This is a genomic window from Caballeronia sp. dw_276 (assembly GCF_018449635.1).
Taxonomy (GTDB): Bacteria; Pseudomonadota; Gammaproteobacteria; order Burkholderiales; family Burkholderiaceae; genus Caballeronia.
Map to the genome: position 1 here is coordinate 395749 of NZ_JAAVUV010000006.1, position 16028 is coordinate 411776.

The window sequence follows — 16028 nt, forward strand, 5'->3', positions numbered from 1 at the left end:
TAACCCATGCTGGCAATTTTAAAGTGTCCTCTATGCATTGTCCGGCCAAGTTTTGTCGCGAACCAGACACTGGCGGGGCGGGTCATACGGGTTTTCCATGCGTTTTCGTCATGAAACGGGGTTTTGCAATAGCCGCTGAAAACATTCCTAAAGAACTGCTGGTTCCCGCCGTTGACCATTGATGTACTCGCGCTTGCCGCCCAAAAAGCGGCTCCCGCGTGATGCCAATCAAAACTTGGGATTCAATCGATGAAATTGTTCTCGCTGCGTGGCAACCCCGGCGCTGGTTTTATTCCCGAGGCCGGTGCGGGCGACAAAAGCTCGAGGCTTCAGGTAAATGCAACAAGCCGCCGTTCTTTGTCCGTGAAAGCATCGCTGCGGCTCGCGTTTGCGGTGCTGTTGATCGGAACGCTGGTTATCGGCGTGATTGCGCTCACGCAAATCAGCCGTCTGAATGGCTCGACGGATTCGATTTATCGCGAAGGGTACGTGGCGAGCCGTGCCGCCGAGGAACTCCGTGCCGCAATGTTGCGCGCGAGCCGCTCGCAAAAGATGCTGCTGACCGCGACGACGGCAAAGGAGCGCGATGAGCTCGGCGCGGACATCGACCATGCATTGGCGGACATCGGCCGCGATCAAGCCCAGCTGCAAAGCTTCGCCGATCCAACGGGCGGCCAGAAGCAACTGGCCAAGGCCGTGGGCGCGTGGAGCAACGACTTGCGCGCTTTCGTCAAGCTCATGAAAGAGCAGCCGCTCGATTTGTCGCAGATGAACTGGCAAGTCGGCATGCAGGACGTGTCGTTGCTGGTGGCGACCGGCAAGCTGGAGAAGCTCGTCAATGTGCTGATCGAACAGCGCGGGGTGGCTGCGAAGGCGACCATCGATACCGCTTCGTCCATCTATCACGCGTCGTTCGTGATGGTCGCCGTGTTGACGCTGGCGCTGATCGTGCTGGCGTTTTTTGTCGCCGAATGGGTCGTGCGGCGGCTTGCCAGGCAACTCGGCGGCGAACCCGTCTACGCGATGCAGATCGCAAGCCGCATCGCTGCGGGCGACCTGTCGAACCGCATCACCATCGCCAAGCGCGATAACACCAGCATGCTTTACGCGCTTTCCGGCATGCAGTCGGGTTTATCGACGACGGTCGGCGAAATCGCGGCAAGCGCTGAAGCGATTGCATCGGCATCGGGCGAAATCTCGCAAGGCAACGTGGACTTGTCGCAGCGCACGGAGCAGCAGGCGGTCGCGCTCGAAAAGACCGCGTCGAGCATGGAGCAGTTGACATCGACCGTGCGCCAGAACGCCGAGAACGCGAAGCAGGCGAGTGCGCTCGCGCACAACGCGTCGGAGATCGCGGAGAAGGGCGGCGAAGTCGTCGGCCGCGTGGTCGCGACCATGGAGCAGATCAATGCCAGCGCGAAGAGCATTGGCGACATCATCGGCGTGATCGAGGGGATTGCGTTCCAGACGAATATTCTCGCGCTCAATGCAGCCGTGGAAGCGGCGCGGGCCGGCGAGGAGGGGCGCGGGTTTGCGGTTGTTGCGGGCGAGGTGCGCAGCCTTGCGCAACGGTCATCGGCGGCGGCGAAAGAGATCAAGGGCTTGATCCATACATCGGTTTCACGCGTCTCCGACGGTTCCACGTTTGCGCACGAAGCCGGCGCAACCATGGACGAAGTCGTGCGTGCAGTGAAGCGCGTGACGGACATCATGGGCGAGATATCGGCGGCTTCGGCGGAGCAGAGCAGCGGTATCGAGGAGATCAATCACGCCGTCACGCAGATGGACGCCGGCACGCAACAAAACGCGGCGCTCGTCGAACAAGCTGCGGCCGCTGCGCAATCGCTCGATGACCAGGCGCACGCGCTGAAACAACTCGTTGGAAAGTTTCAGTTGAAGTGATGTAACGCTGTGTTCGAAAGAACGAGGGCTTGCCGCAAAGCACGCCTTCGTTCTAGAATTCGCGACGGGCGCGGCAGGGCGCCCGGTCTCGCGAAAGTGAAAGCACCTGTCACGCGTTATCTCTTCATCTGGATAAACCGCAACGTTGAACCTTTAGCCGCAGCGAGAACGGCGCATTAAGGAGAAACGTCATGTGGTCGACATCCGCACCCCGCGCAGTCAATTCAACCCTCACCAATACCGAATTCCTTCGACGCCACGCGCGCCGGCTGCTTCGTCTCGCACGCGCAGAAAGCACAAGCACCGCGATGCCCGTACTTCGGCGTCTGCTCGCCGCCGGCGTGATGCGCGACACAACGCTTACGCAATTGCACGAAACCCGCGTGGAGATCCAGCTCAAGCACGTGCTGAACTTGCTTGCGGTCGAGCTCGGACATTTCGGCTGGGATGCCTGTAAAGCGGTGATCGATACACAAGCGCCGGCTGTCATCGACAGATACCGCTTCGATGCCGGCGCTTTCGGCGATTACGAAAAAGTGTGGTTCGCGAACGCTGCCGAAAGCCGTGAATGGCAGCGCGAGAATGGAGGGTACATCGTGGAATACGGAGATCAGGCGGTGGCCATTCTCTGGCGCGAGTAATTCATCCTGAGAACTGGCGGCGCGCTTGGCTGCTTCGACCTGAGCGCGCCGACTAGATCAATTCCATTTCTTTCCAGTCGGCGTTACTAAAAAAACGGCTTAATTCCCGCATCAGGTCGTTTAGCGCGGACATTTCCATCGATGTGATCTTGCGCACGTGCTGCGCCTGGGTCCAGTCGCCGTAGAGCATTGCCACCGTCGATCCATTCGCTTTCACCGGCAAGAGGACGAACGCGTGGGCGTCGCCGAACGACGATTTGAACCAGCGCGGCAGACGTGCATCGATACGCGGATCACGCGCATTCTCGATGAAAATCCCTACCGGATTCGAGATGGCCAGATGAAACACGTCCGGCTGGAACGCGGCCGGAAACGTCAGCGATGGCAACAATGATTCCACGCCCGGACCGAGTCCAAGCCGCGCCTGGAATTCCTCGTTGGCCTGGCGCACGAACACGACCGTGCGCGAGAACGAAAGCCCGGCGAGCACGGCTTCGGACGCAAGCGCGAGCACCGGCGCCAAGGCGTTCTTCGATGGCAGCGAGCGCAAGTCGTCGAGGCTCGCGGCAATGCGTGCTTCCGCCGATAACCCCGCGCGCGCGATCGCATCGGCGTCCGCGCGCAATTCCACGATCTCGCGCATCACGCCGTCGTTGGAGTCTTCGTTTGCAAGCGCCAGGCTCATTTCGGCGAGCGTGGCGGCGTCGGTTGAAAGCGCACGGCTATAACGGTTGGCAATATCGATCAGCGAACTCTCGCGATGGGCTTCATCGACATGTTGTGCGGTGAGCGCGTCCGCGACTTCGGTGGAGTAGTTGGTGACCGCCTGCAGCCAGCGCACATGGCGCGGCGTTTTTTCATCGACGGGCGCGAGCGGATCGCGCGTCAGCATGCCCGTGCGGATGGTCTCCGGCAAACGCCAGCGGTCCGCGGCCTCGATGCCGATCTCTTCGAACGTCACGCCCAGGAGCGCACCGCACGCAATGCTGTCGCTGATGTCCTCGGCGGCGGCTTTGCGGCGCAACTGATCCCATTCGGTCTCGAGATAAAACGCGACCAGCAGCTTGCCGATCTGCCGCATCAGCGTACAGACCACCGCTTCTTCCGATGCCCGGAATTCGCTGCGCTCGGTCACTTGCCGCGCGACCGCGCCGGACAGCAGCGTGCGGTTCAGCTCCAGCTTGGCATCGATACGGCGCGGCGCGCTGTGATGAAAATGATCGACGAGTTTCAGCCCGACCACCAGATGACCGACCGCGTCCATGCCGAGCACCATCAACGCGCGCGTGACGGTCGTGATGTTGCCGCCGAACGAGATGTACATTGCGGAATTGGCGAGCCGCAACACCTTCTGCGTGAGGCCGAAGTCAGACAGAACGACCTGGACGAGGGCGGTGAAGTCCAGATCGTCGTCGCTCATGGCGGATACCGTGGTGCGCAAGGCCTGCGACAGCATGGGGAAATCCCCGCGCTCGCTCATGCGTGCCCACAGTTTGTCCAGTAATTCGGCTTTGGTATTGCTTGCCATGCGATTGGTGTGTTGCCTTGCAGGTTCCAGTCCGGTTGGCTGAGCCAGCTTGGGTCAGGCGCGTTGCGGCGTTCAGGCCGGCAACGCGCGTTCGACTCAGCCGAAGTGTAATGCGCGGAAAAAAACTTGCCTAAGTCCGGCGTGCAAGTCCCGGGTCCCTTATCACAAGCTCATGTGTCTACGCCTTATAACGGCGCAACGGCACACAAGCTTTAAGGCAGACGCGAGACGTATCACAGTTTGTGACGGTATCTTATAAAGACGCCTGGAGAAAGAGCGTTTTATCCTCAAAGCAACGCTTGAGCTCCGTCGCCGGAAGCGCCTTGCTGATCAGCCAGCCCTGTATTTGATCACAGCCCATCTCGATTAGCAGATTACGCTGGGCTTGCGTCTCCACGCCTTCCGCGACAAGTTCAAGTCCGAGGGATTTGGCCAGGCCCACCACAGCGGTGACGATTGCCCGGTTATTACGCGATGTCAGCAAGTTTTCGATAAAACTCCGGTCTATCTTGAGCTTCGAAAGCGGGAAGCGCTGCAAGTACGAGAGGCTGGAATAACCGGTGCCGAAATCATCGACGGCAAAGTGGATGCCGAGCGCCGCCAGCGTTTCAAGCAACAGCGTGGCTTCCTCGGGATCGTGCATCAGCAGGCTTTCAGTGATCTCGAAGACCAGGCGGCGCGGATTCAGACCCGTCAGTTCGAGCGCGTCCTTCACGTTTTGCGTAAAGCGTTTGTCGCGGAATTGCTGCGGCGACACGTTCACCGAGACGTAATCCAGCATGATTCCGTCCTTGTCCCACTGCACCAGTTGCATGCACGCCGCTTTCAAAACCCAGTTGCCGAGATAGTTGATCAGGCCAATCGATTCCGCCAGTGAGATAAAAGCCGCGGGGGGAACCAGGCCATGCACCGGATGCTGCCAGCGGATCAACGCTTCGACGCCGACCACGCCGCCATGACGGCTTTCGGTGATCGGCTGGAAATGCAGCGCAAATTCGCCGTTGCGCACGCCTTCATACAGATCGGCTTCCAGGTTCAGCCGTTCGGCGTTGCGCGGATCGTTATCGGGCGCATGGAACACGACGATATTTCCGCCCGAACCCTTGGCCTGCGCGAGCGCGTGATCGGCCATGCGCAACAGGCTGCTGCCGGTATGTTCGACGGCATCAGGGTATATGGCGGCGCCAATGCTCGCTGACAAATGCGTATGTTGCCCGCGATATTTATACGGCTGCGCCACCGCACTCAGCAGGCGCCGGCCGAGGTCTTCAGCCGAAGCGATCGCTTCGTCCGCTGTGCCCGCCGTCATCAAGACAGCGAATTCATCGCTCGAGACGCGTGCCACGCGCTCGCCCGCGCGCGCCGCATGCTGCAGCCGGCGCGCGGTCTCACGCAGCATGTCGTCGCCGGCGTCGTAGCCGAGCGCGCGGTTGATGCGCTGAAAGTCATCGATGTCCACGCGCAGCAGCGCCGCGTGCGTTCCCATGTCAACGGCTTCGGCCTGGGCGGCATCGAGTGCCGCCTGCAGGGCCGTCAGGTTTTCCAGGCCCGTGAGCGGATCGTGATTGAGTGCGTGCCGCAACGCGGCTTCGGTTTCGCGCCAGTGCGAGACTTCGAACGCGGCGACCGCGAAGCCGCCATCAGGCGTCGAGAGGATTCGCAACTCCACCAGAATTGGCGTTGTCAGCGACTTCAGCAGATGCAGCGTCGCAGCTTCCTGCTTGCCGCTTTGCCGGGCGCGGACGACGAGTTCATCGAGTTCATCGATCTCATCCGAAGGCACCAGCTCGTGCAACGTCAGCGAGCTCAGGTAGTCGCGGTGATAGCCGAGGAACTCGACACTTCTCTCCGACACGTAATGGACCTGCAGCGACGCATCCACTTGCGCGATAAAGTCGACGGCGGCGAGTGTGGCTTCTGCGGCGCCTGGAGAAGTCCCGCCGGGCGCATTGATTGCGACAACCGAATGGGTTTGTTCACCGCGCGCGGAGGAAACCTGGACAAGCCGCGCCGCATTGGACGGAACCGGCGCATATGATTTCGCGCCGGCCGCCGGTGCATCGATGGTAGCGAGCCTGGGATTGCAATTGGCTTGCGCCCGGGCGACCAGCGTCGCGGCGGCCCGGCGCACGGTAACGCGAGTCTGGGCTGCGAAGGCGAGCCATGCATTGAGGCGCTGAGCGCGTGTCCGTTTTACTTGCATGTTGTATGGGTTTGGCCTGTCTGAACGCGCGTCTGGCCTTAAGGGAGCGCGACGCGCGCTGTCCGGCGCGCGCGCCGCATCGAAGTGCTGGAGAGTGCCGGCGATGCTGACGCAAGCCCCCGGAAGTTCCGGGAGCAGCGAGTCGGACCTGTTCTTTGCAAGTTAACGGTTATGCCGCCGAATTCTTTAGAAGAATGGCCGCGCGTCTGCAAGCCTTCAGCCCGGCGGGTTTCACGCAATTTGTCGCTATCCCGATTTGGGGTAGAGTGCGTGAAGGGGTGTAAGCAGGGGTGTAAGCAGGCGGGCCGGATTCGCTGCGGGAAGAGTCTGCAGATTCTTTCGAACGACGGTCCGCAGGCTCGAGTCCGATTCACCGCTTGTCATTGGTCGCCACCGTTATCCAGTTGTTATCGTTCCATTTGCCGTACGCCATGACCGTGTCCCCAAGCCGATTGTCACAACCGGACCAGAGTCCAGACGCCGCCGACGCCAGCATTGCGCTGCGCCGGTTTCCAGCGTGCCGGGAACGTGAGGCCAAGCAGGTGCGAACGGCTGAAGCCATCGGGTCGATCAATGCCACCGGTTGATCCCAACCCATCGTCAGGCGGTTCCGCCGATGCGTCCGCTGACCCGTCGGCCATCCGGGAACCGGAAAGTGTCTATCTGGGCCGCCAGCCGATCATCGACCGCAAGGGTGCACTGCACGCCTACGAGCTGCTGTTTCGCGACAGCCCCGACAACCGCGCGCGGATTTTCGACGATGTCCAGGCCACCGCCCATGTCGTGGCGCGAACGGTAGGCGAGATAGGTTTGTCGGCCGTGCTCGGCGACCATCGCGGCTTCGTGAACATGAATCGCGACTTGCTGTTCGATGACATCGTCCACATCATGCCGCCCGATCGCTTCGTGCTCGAGATTCTCGAAACGGTTACCTTCGACGCCCGGCTCTTCAAGCGCTGCGAGCAATTGCGCGCGGCGGGCTTTCAATTCGCCCTCGATGACGTCGTCGCGCTGACCGAACCACTGCACGAAGCGCTGCCTTACGTGGACTACGTCAAGATCGACTTCCTCGCCGCTGATCGCGCGCATATTCCGGAGCTCGCGGCCACGCTCAAGCGTCATGGCAAGACCCTGATCGCAGAAAAGATCGAAACTCACCAGGACTTCGACGAAGCCAGCAAACTTGGCTTCGACCTTTTCCAGGGTTATTTCTTTGCGCGTCCGCAAGTACTCGTAACGCGGCGCTCGAATCCATCGCGCACCGCGTTGTTGCGCCTGCTGGGCGTGCTTTCTGGCGAACCGGGAATTGCGGAACTCGAAGCCGAACTGAAGCTCAATCCGAACGTGGTCGTGCAGTTGCTGCGTCTGGCCAATTCGAGTGCGTTCAAGCTGGGCCGGCCGGTTTCATCGTTGCGCGAGGCGATTGCGGCGACCGGCACGCGGCAGATCTCGCGCTGGACCCAGTTACTGCTTTACGCCGATGGCCGCCATTTGCCGTGGCGTTCGGACCCGCTCGTGCAACTCGTCGGCACGCGCGCACGGTTCATGGAACTGGCGGCGCGCGCCTTGCGGCCATCGAATGAAGGATTCGCCGATGCCGCCTTCATGACCGGCATTTTTTCACTCGTCCATGTGGTCGTGGATCTGCCGCCTGTCGAGATCATGCAGTTGCTGAAGTTGTCGAAAGAGATTTGCGACGCGATCGTCGAAGGCAGCGGGCCGCTTGGCGCGTTGTTGCGTATTTCACAGGCCGCCGAACGGGGCGACGCGCCGGAGCTGGATTCGAGCGTTGGCTCGGACGCCGCGTTCGCGGTGCTGACGCCGGCCGTGCTTGCCCAGTTGCAGTTCGAGGCCGCCACGTGGTTCGGCGCCCACCGGGTGGAATAGTGTAGGCTCGCCGAACGGTTTTATTGTGTGCATGCTTACTACCCCGACAAAAGTAGCCAATCAGGAACGAAGGGAGTCTCATGAAGCGTAAATTTGCGGGTAAGTTGCTGGGTTTGTCGCTGGGCGCCGCGCTTGCGGCCTATGCGCTGGTTGCCTACGCGACTCTGAAACCAGGCGACCAGGCGCCCGGTTTCACGACGCAGGCGTCGCTGGGCGGGAACGTCTTCGACTATTCGCTCGCGAGCGCCCTGAAGAAGGGGCCGGTCGTGCTCTACTTCTATCCGGCCGCGTTCACGAAGGGCTGCACCATCGAGGCGCACGAATTCGCCGACGCCGTCGATGAGTACAAGGCGCAAGGCGCGACCGTGATCGGCGTGTCGCATGACAACATCGACACGCTGAAGAAGTTTTCGGTGAGTGAGTGCCGCAGCAAATTCCCCGTCGCCGCCGATGCCGACTCGAAGATCATCAAGCAATACGACGCGTCCATGCCGCTCGTAAATTCCATGGCGAACCGCGTTTCATACGTGATCGCGCCCGATGGCAAGGTGATTTACGAGTACACGAGCCTGTCGCCGGATCAGCACGTGGCGAACACGCTGCAGGCGTTGAAGGATTGGAACGCGAAGCACAAGACACAATAAATTCCCCCGCGCTCGAGGTTGTTTGCTGATGCCGATCATCGTTGTACTCGTTGTTTTAGTGGCCGTCATTTACGGCGCGTTCTGGTCGTTCCACGCAATATCGGCGGCTTTTGGCCTGGGCATTGCGATCAGCGCCGCGGTTCTGGCGGGGTTGATCGTCGTGGCCATTGCGGCCTACTTCTGGTTCCGATGGAAAGAGGTTGCCCCCAATGCCCACGATGGCGACTGGACACACGAGATCAAGGCCGATTGGGGTGGCGTGAGAGTGGCGGCGGGCAAACGCCTGTGCGAGGTTCGCGTGGCCGAGCACACCGGCATGTACATCTTTGCTGACCTGCGCGGCGCGCGCATGGAAGCAAGTTCGGCCGGGGGCGCATGGCAGGTCGTGCTGGATGTGGACGATGCTGCGCATGGACAGTGGATCTTGCCCATGCGCGATCGGCGCGAGGCGCACAAGTGGAGCCGGATCTTGCAGAAGGCTACCGATCAGAAGCTGTAAGCCCCTAGTGATACCCCATATCGCCCCGTACTTTCCCGCGAAACACCCAGTACGACCACACCACATAAAGCACGATCACGGGCAGCAGGAACATCGTTCCAATAATCAGGAACTGCTGTGACAGCGGCGTCGTGGACGCGTCCCACAACGTCACCGATGGCGGCGCAATAAACGGCCACAAACTGATCACAAGCCCGGTGAACGCCAGAAAGAACAGCCCGATCGAGCACATGAACGGCACGACTTCGCGGCGCTTGCCCAGCGCCGACCACAATGTCCACACGAGCAGCACCGTCAGCACCGGCACCGGCGCGAACACAAAGCTTGCAGGAAAGCTGAACCAGCGTTCCGAAATGCGTGCGTCCTTGAGCGGCGTCCAGATGCTGATCAGCAAGATGAACGCGATCACGCCGAACAAAACCTTCTTTGCCATCGTGCGTGCCCATTCCTGCAACTCGCCTTCGGTTTTCAACACAAGCCACGTGGTGCCTTGCAACGCATAACCAAAAATCAATCCGACGCCCGTCAAAAGCGGAAACGGCGCGATCCAGTCCCAGCTGGTTCCGACGAAAACCCGGCCATGTATGGGGAAGCCCTGGATGAACATGCCGAGCACCACGCCTTGCGAAAACGTCGCGATCAGCGATCCATAACCGAATGCGCCATCCCATATCCATTTGCGCGCACCGACCACCTCGCGGAACTCGAACGCGACGCCGCGAAAGATCAAGCCGAGCAGCATCAGGAGGATCGGAAAATAAACCGCCGGCACGATGATCGAAAATGCCAGCGGAAACACCGCGAGCAAACCGCCGCCGCCAAGGATCAACCAGGTTTCGTTGAAGTCCCAGACGGGCGCGACCGAGTTGATCATCAACTGCCGCTCGACGGGATCTCGCCGCAGCAGGAACACCATCCCGACGCCAAGATCGAAGCCGTCCAGCAGCACGTACATGAATACGGCGAGCGCCAGGATGGCGGCCCACATCGGCACGAGGTCGAGCATCATGGTCTCCTGGCTGGCGGAATCACGTCGTCGGGCCGGACCGCTTTCGCCGCGCCCGAAGCCGCTGGCGCACTTGCCGACGCCGCCGATAAAGGCCGTGCCGCCCGCGTCTCCGGTTGCAGCAGATCGTGGTCGGTATCGTTGTGTTCATCGGCGGGACCAATGCGCACAAGGCGCCGCAGCAGGATGAAGCCCGAGCCGAAAATAACGATGTACGCCAGCACGTAAAGCAGCCAGGAGAGCCCGACATCGCCAGCCTTGAGCGACGGCGTGACCGAATCGCTCGTGCGCATCAAGCCGTACACGGTCCAGGGTTGACGCCCGCTTTCGGTCGTCGTCCACCCCGCCAGCACGGCGATAAACCCGAGCGGCATGCCATATGTCGCGCAACGCAGCCAGCGCGTGCTGGTCTCGAGCTTGCCGCGCGCAAACAGCACGATGCCGGAAAGCACGAGCACGAACATGAGCACGGCAATGCCGACCATGATCCGGAACGCGAAGAACACCACGGCCACGTTCGGCCGATCCTCGCGCGGGAAGTCTTTCAGGCCTTGCACGACACCGTTCGGATCATGCGTGAGATAGATGCTGCCGAGCACGGGTATCGATATTTCGAAGCGGTTGCGTTCGTTCTCCTGGTCCGGAATGGCGAAGATCGCGGCGGGGATTCGCGATCCGGTCTCCCACAGGCCCTCCATGGCTGCGAGTTTGGCGGGCTGATGTTCGCGCGTATTGAGACCATGCATATCGCCGATAACCATCTGCACCGGCACCATGATCATCAGAAAGATCAGCGCCATCTTCGTCATCACGCGGCTTTCTTCCAGCGACCGTCGTTGCCGAAGGTACAGCGCGCCCACGCCGAGAATCACGAACGCCGCGGTGACAAGAAACGCGCTGACGGTATGGCCGAGGCGATAAGGGAAGGAGGGCGTGAAGATGGCGTCGAAGAAACTGGTGACTTCGAAGCGCCCGTCGGGAAGGATCTTGTAGCCGCGCGGGGTCTGCATCCAGCTATTGACGGCGAGAATCCAGAATGACGAGATCACCGTTCCCGACGCCACAAAGAATGCGGCCAGCACATGCGCCCATTGCGGCACGAGCTTGCGGCCGAACAGCAGCACGCCGAGAAACGCGGCTTCGAGGAAAAACGCGGTGAGGACTTCGTAGCCCATCAACGGGCCGATGACGCTCGCGGTAGCATCGGTGAAACGGCTCCAGTTGGTGCCGAACTGGAACGGCATCACGATTCCCGATACCACGCCCATGCCGAACGAAACCGCGAATATCTTGAGCCAGAATGCCGAAAGCCGTCGATAGACGTCGCGTTTGGTGATCCACCAGAGCACTTCCAACGTTGCAATAAAACACGACAGGCCGACTGTGAACGCCGGCAGCAGGATATGAAAGGCGATTACCCACGCGAACTGAAAACGGGACAGCAATACGGCATCTAATTCCATGAACACTCCGCATGAGAAGTTTTCGATGGCGCACTTACCGGTTTAGATTAAACCAGCTTTTCGTAAAACGACGGTTTTATTTGCTGACTGCTTTCTGAATAAGAATCCAATATGCCGTATAACAGCGCGATAAACCGTCAAATGCGGCGCTTTCTTATCGTTGATATAATTACGCTTTCATTACATGCTGCGTGGACGACCACGTGCGCATCGATCACACCGGGGACGGCCCCACTTTTGTCGATGGGGAACATCCATGTCCTGGTTTCTTTTGTTTATCGCCGGATTGCTCGAAGTTGCGTGGGCCGCCGGGCTCAAGACTTCCGAAGGTTTTACGCGGCTGTGGCCGTCGGTCTTCACCATCGTGACAGCTACCGGCAGCTTCGTGCTGCTTGCCATGGCCATGCGTCAATTGCCGCTTGGCACCGCTTACGCCGTCTGGACGGGCATTGGTGCGGTCGGGGCTTTTATCTTCGGCATCGTGATGATGGGCGAGGCGCTGACGGTGGCTAGGGTTGCCAGCGCCGCGTTGATCGTGGTCGGGCTAATCGGGCTGAAGCTGTCTTCGGGACATTGAACGCGAGCTTTTGCTGCATTAATCGCTCAAACAATCGCTGGAACAGCCGTTAATGAGTCTATGCAGTTCGTTGTCGCTCGGCAGTTCAGCTTCGAGGGATGAATCGGGAACGTTGGGTGCGTGACACGCAGCGGGGCCCGGCGCGCTGCATCGGTGAGCAACCGGTGGCTATAATGGGTTCAAACGGCCTGCGGGTTCCAGCGTTTCCATGGTGCGGTCCGTAGCTTGTCGATTACGTCCGGCTCCAAGGCTTTACGTTTTGTCCATTATCCCCACCTGATGCTCGTCCCCGAGCGGCGGGTAGAACTCAAAGTCAGGAGCGCCGCGACGGTCCTGGTGCCTGGCGCGGGGTGAGCAGCGCGCAAGGAGACGGTGATGCTTGAAGCACTTTCGCTGGCAGCGGGGCTCTCCTGGGCGAGCGGGCTGCGACTCTACCTGACGGTGTTCGTCGCCGGCCTGTTTGAGCGGCTGGGGCTGATCCACCTGCCCGAGACGCTGTCTGTGCTGGCTTCTCCGTGGGTGATCGGTGTGGCGGCGGCGCTGACCATCGTCGAATTTTTCGCCGATAAGATTCCCGCCTTCGATTCCCTCTGGGACGCAATTCATACCTTTATCCGCATTCCTGCCGGCGCCGTGCTGGCCGTCGGCGCGTTCGGTCACGCTGATCCGGCCCTCCTGACCATCGCGGCGCTTGCCGGCGGTACGCTTGCGGGCGCGGCTCACCTGGCTAAAGCCGGAACGCGCGCGTTGATCAATTTATCGCCGGAACCGGTGTCGAACTGGGTTGCTTCCGCCACCGAAGACTTTGGCGCGCTGCTCGGCATCACGCTGGCGTTGTTCGTGCCGTTACTGTGTCTGGTGCTGATCATCGCGTTTCTGTTGTGCGCGGGATGGGCGTTACCGCGACTCATGCGAGGCGTGCGCGGCGGATTCGGCCGAATGGCCAAACACATGGTCGCAGCACCGAGCGTCAGCGCGCGCATTAATTCCGCCGGACCGTTCAGGAGCAAGCACGATTGAGTACCAGCAGCCTGGATAGCAGCGGTTCGGATTCGAAGCAAGGATCGAAACAGAATTTGGGTCGGCGTGGCTTGAGCGTCGGGCAGATTGCGCGGCAATCGCTGCGGATGACAGCGCGCGACTGGCGCGCCGGCGAACTGACCATGCTCATTCTGGCGCTCGTGCTGGCGGTTGCCGCGCTGGCAAGCGTCGGTTTTCTCGGCGACCGGATGCGGCAGGGACTCGAGCGCGATGCGCGGCAAATGATTGCGGCGGACTTTGTCGTTCGTGCGGATCATCCTGTCGATCCATCGTTTGCCGCCGAGGCGGCGCAACTCAAACTCGAGACCGCGACCACCGCGATTTTCCCAAGCATGATCAGCGCCGGAGTTTCCGGTAGCGGCGCAGCGGCGCCCGTTGCCCGGTTATCGGCGCTCAAGGCCGTGTCGCCGGGTTATCCGCTGCGGGGCGCGTTGCGCATTGCGCCAGCGGTCGGTCAACCTGATGCCCCCGCCACGTCCATTCCCGCGCCCGGCACCGTCTGGGCCGATCCCGCCTTGCTCGATGCGCTGAAAGTGCCTGTCGGCGGAACGGTGCGAGTGGGTACGCGCACGTTCAAGGTGTCGGCGATCATCACGCGCGAACTCGATCGCGGCTTTTCCTTCGTGAGCTTTTCTCCACGCCTGATGATGCGTGCCGACGAACTCGCGTCCACCGGACTCGTTACGTTTGGCAGTCGCGTGACATACCGTCTGTTAGTGGCGGGCCCCGACGCGCAGGTCAAGCAATTCGCCGAATTCGCGCGCGACAAGGTCGACGGAAAACCGAATGGCGGCTCGAATGGCGCGACGCCGGAAGGCGCCAAGCTGCGTGGCGTGGCGCTGGAATCGTTGCAGGATGGCCAGCCGCAAGTGCGCCAGACCATCGACCGGGCGAGTCATTTTCTGACGCTGGTTTCGCTTCTGACCGCGTTGCTCGCGGCAGTTGCGATCGCGATGGCGTCGCATCGTTTTGCGCGCCGTCATCTCGACGGTTGCGCCGCGATGCGCTGTCTCGGCGTAAGTCAGACGACGTTGCGATCGTTGTTTATCGGCGAGTTCTTGCTGGTGGGTGTGCTGGGCAGCGTGGTCGGCGTGGTGCTCGGTTTTGGCGGGCATCTGGTCCTGCTGAGCTGGCTTGGAACGCTTGTCGATGTCGAGTTGCCATCGCCCAGTATCTGGCCTGCAGTGCAGGGCGTAGCGACCGGACTCGTTCTATTGCTGGGTTTTGCGGTGCCGCCGCTGTTGCCGCTGACGCGTGTGCCGCCGGTGCGCGTGATCCGGCGCGAACTCGGCGATGCAGGCCGTATCGCATGGGTGGCTTATGCCGTTGGCGTGCTGTTGTTCGCAGGCTTGCTTGTGATCGCGGCGGGCGAGTTGAAGCTCGGCGGGATCGTTGCGGGCGGGTTTGCGGGTGGCTTGCTCGTGTTCGGTTTGGTCGCGCGCGTGGCGCTTTGGGCGGCAGCGCGTTTCGTGCGCAGCGAGCGCGTGGGGGCGGGCGTGGGCTGGCGCTACGCGCTCGCATCGCTTGAACGGCGCAGCGGCGCGAGTGCGTTGCAAATCACGGCGTTGGGTATCGGCTTGATGTGCCTGTTGTTGATCGCCATGACGCGCAGCGATTTGATCGCAGGATGGCGGCAATCCACGCCGCCCGACGCGCCGAATCAGTTTCTCATCGATATCCAGCCCGACCAGCGCGCCGGCGTCACCACATATCTGAAGCAGCACGGACAAGGCGACGCTGCTTTATCGCCGATGGTGCGCGGCCGTCTCGTCGCGGTCAACGGCAAAGCGGTGAGCCCGGACAACTACGAGAAAGCCGATGCCAAACGCCTGGTCGACCGCGAATTCAACCTGTCGTACACCACCGAACTTCCTGGCGATAACCGTCTGGTCGGCGGCGACTGGTACGGCACGGATGGGAAACCGCAAGTGTCGATAGAACAGGGGCTCGCGAAGACCATTGGCGTGAAACTCGGCGACACCATGCGTTTCGATGTCGCCGGCATGCAAGTCGAAGGGCCGGTGACGAGCCTGCGCAAGGTCGACTGGAATTCGTTCAAGGTGAACTTCTTCGTGCTGATGCCGCCGCCGTCGATCAGCGACTTGCCCGCCACGTTCATTACGAGTTTTCATCTGCCGCCGGGGCAGCAGGGTTTGATCGATGGATTGGTGGGACAGTATCCGAACGTGACTGCCATCGATACCGCGCCGATCCTCGCTCAAATCCAGCGCGTGCTGGAACAGGTGATCGGCGCCGTGCAGTTCCTGTTCATCTTTACGCTGGCTGCGGGCGTGCTGGTGTTGTACGCCGCGCTTGCCGGTACGCGCGACGAGCGCATGCACGAGTCCGCGTTGCTGCGCGCGCTGGGCGCTTCGCACAAACAGGTGCGCTCGGTGCAGACGGCTGAATTCATCGCGGTGGGCGCGCTGAGCGGGCTGATGGCGGCGCTCGGCGCGCAAGGCATCGGCTTCTTGCTCGCGACGCGCGTGTTCGAGTTTCACATCGATTTCAATCCGTGGCTCGTGCCGGCCGGCATTGCCGCGGGCGTGGTCTGTTCGGGGCTGGGCGGCTGGTTGAGCCTGCGCCGCGTGCTGTCGCGTCCGGCGCTGCAATCGCTGCGGGACGCCTGAGCCATCA

The 16028-nt window shown here is 61.3% G+C and carries 12 protein-coding genes; 8 read left to right on the forward strand and 4 right to left on the reverse strand.

What is annotated here, in order from left to right:
* Positions 1 to 249 precede the first annotated feature (249 nt).
* Both HB633_RS15600 and HB633_RS15605 read left to right on the forward strand, forming a co-directional pair.
* On the forward strand, positions 250 to 1902 hold the full coding sequence (locus HB633_RS15600; protein ID WP_213778961.1) for a methyl-accepting chemotaxis protein: 1653 nt from the start codon (positions 250 to 252) through the stop codon (positions 1900 to 1902).
* Between the two features lie 191 nt (positions 1903 to 2093).
* Entirely contained in the window at positions 2094 to 2543 is a 450-nt protein-coding gene (locus HB633_RS15605; protein WP_213778962.1) for a hypothetical protein, read from the forward strand.
* Between the two features lie 52 nt (positions 2544 to 2595).
* Here HB633_RS15605 and HB633_RS15610 read toward each other — a convergent pair whose 3' ends face one another.
* On the reverse strand, positions 2596 to 4071 hold the full coding sequence (locus HB633_RS15610) for an HDOD domain-containing protein (RefSeq protein WP_213778964.1): 1476 nt from the start codon (positions 4069 to 4071) through the stop codon (positions 2596 to 2598).
* A gap of 253 nt (positions 4072 to 4324) precedes the next feature.
* Positions 4325 to 6274, reverse strand: a complete 1950-nt coding sequence (locus HB633_RS15615; protein WP_213778966.1) for an EAL domain-containing protein — start codon at positions 6272 to 6274, stop codon at positions 4325 to 4327.
* 573 nt (positions 6275 to 6847) lie between these two features.
* Here HB633_RS15615 and HB633_RS15620 point away from each other — a divergent pair.
* From HB633_RS15620 to HB633_RS15630, 3 genes are all read left to right on the forward strand, one after another.
* Positions 6848 to 8161, forward strand: a complete 1314-nt coding sequence (locus HB633_RS15620) for an EAL domain-containing protein (RefSeq protein ID WP_213778967.1) — start codon at positions 6848 to 6850, stop codon at positions 8159 to 8161.
* Between the two features lie 80 nt (positions 8162 to 8241).
* A complete protein-coding gene (locus HB633_RS15625) occupies positions 8242 to 8805 on the forward strand; it encodes a peroxiredoxin (protein ID WP_056354083.1) in 564 nt (187 codons plus the stop codon).
* Positions 8806 to 8833: 28 nt separating this feature from the next.
* Entirely contained in the window at positions 8834 to 9304 is a 471-nt protein-coding gene (locus HB633_RS15630) for a hypothetical protein (RefSeq protein WP_213778969.1), read from the forward strand.
* A gap of 4 nt (positions 9305 to 9308) precedes the next feature.
* Here HB633_RS15630 and cydB read toward each other — a convergent pair whose 3' ends face one another.
* Both cydB and HB633_RS15640 read right to left on the reverse strand, forming a co-directional pair.
* A complete protein-coding gene (gene cydB, locus HB633_RS15635; RefSeq protein WP_213778971.1) occupies positions 9309 to 10313 on the reverse strand; it encodes a cytochrome d ubiquinol oxidase subunit II in 1005 nt (334 codons plus the stop codon).
* A complete protein-coding gene (locus HB633_RS15640; protein ID WP_213778972.1) occupies positions 10310 to 11773 on the reverse strand; it encodes a cytochrome ubiquinol oxidase subunit I in 1464 nt (487 codons plus the stop codon). The genes cydB and HB633_RS15640 overlap by 4 nt, the downstream gene beginning before the upstream one ends.
* Before the next feature lie 256 nt (positions 11774 to 12029).
* On the opposite strand from HB633_RS15640, the gene sugE reads away from it, so the two are divergent.
* From sugE to HB633_RS15655, 3 genes are all read left to right on the forward strand, one after another.
* Complete coding sequence (gene sugE, locus HB633_RS15645; protein WP_062170154.1) at positions 12030 to 12350, forward strand: quaternary ammonium compound efflux SMR transporter SugE; 321 nt, start codon at positions 12030 to 12032, stop codon at positions 12348 to 12350.
* 375 nt (positions 12351 to 12725) lie between these two features.
* Positions 12726 to 13370, forward strand: coding sequence for a DUF4126 domain-containing protein (locus HB633_RS15650; protein WP_213778973.1), 645 nt, complete (start codon positions 12726 to 12728; stop codon positions 13368 to 13370).
* A 107-nt stretch (positions 13371 to 13477) separates the two neighbouring features.
* Positions 13478 to 16021, forward strand: coding sequence for an FtsX-like permease family protein (locus HB633_RS15655; RefSeq protein WP_213779101.1), 2544 nt, complete (start codon positions 13478 to 13480; stop codon positions 16019 to 16021).
* The last annotated feature ends 7 nt before the right edge of the window (positions 16022 to 16028 follow it).

Coding starts and splice junctions, on each gene's coding strand:
- cydB (WP_213778971.1), bottom strand. CDS start 10,313: ATGATGCTCGACCTCGTGCCGATGTGGGCCGCCATCCTGGCGCTCGCC.
- HB633_RS15600 (WP_213778961.1), top strand. CDS start 250: ATGAAATTGTTCTCGCTGCGTGGCAACCCCGGCGCTGGTTTTATTCCC.
- HB633_RS15650 (WP_213778973.1), top strand. CDS start 12,726: ATGCTTGAAGCACTTTCGCTGGCAGCGGGGCTCTCCTGGGCGAGCGGG.
- HB633_RS15605 (WP_213778962.1), top strand. CDS start 2,094: ATGTGGTCGACATCCGCACCCCGCGCAGTCAATTCAACCCTCACCAAT.
- sugE (WP_062170154.1), top strand. CDS start 12,030: ATGTCCTGGTTTCTTTTGTTTATCGCCGGATTGCTCGAAGTTGCGTGG.
- HB633_RS15615 (WP_213778966.1), bottom strand. CDS start 6,274: ATGCAAGTAAAACGGACACGCGCTCAGCGCCTCAATGCATGGCTCGCC.
- HB633_RS15620 (WP_213778967.1), top strand. CDS start 6,848: ATGCCACCGGTTGATCCCAACCCATCGTCAGGCGGTTCCGCCGATGCG.
- HB633_RS15630 (WP_213778969.1), top strand. CDS start 8,834: ATGCCGATCATCGTTGTACTCGTTGTTTTAGTGGCCGTCATTTACGGC.
- HB633_RS15610 (WP_213778964.1), bottom strand. CDS start 4,071: ATGGCAAGCAATACCAAAGCCGAATTACTGGACAAACTGTGGGCACGC.
- HB633_RS15655 (WP_213779101.1), top strand. CDS start 13,478: ATGACAGCGCGCGACTGGCGCGCCGGCGAACTGACCATGCTCATTCTG.
- HB633_RS15625 (WP_056354083.1), top strand. CDS start 8,242: ATGAAGCGTAAATTTGCGGGTAAGTTGCTGGGTTTGTCGCTGGGCGCC.
- HB633_RS15640 (WP_213778972.1), bottom strand. CDS start 11,773: ATGGAATTAGATGCCGTATTGCTGTCCCGTTTTCAGTTCGCGTGGGTA.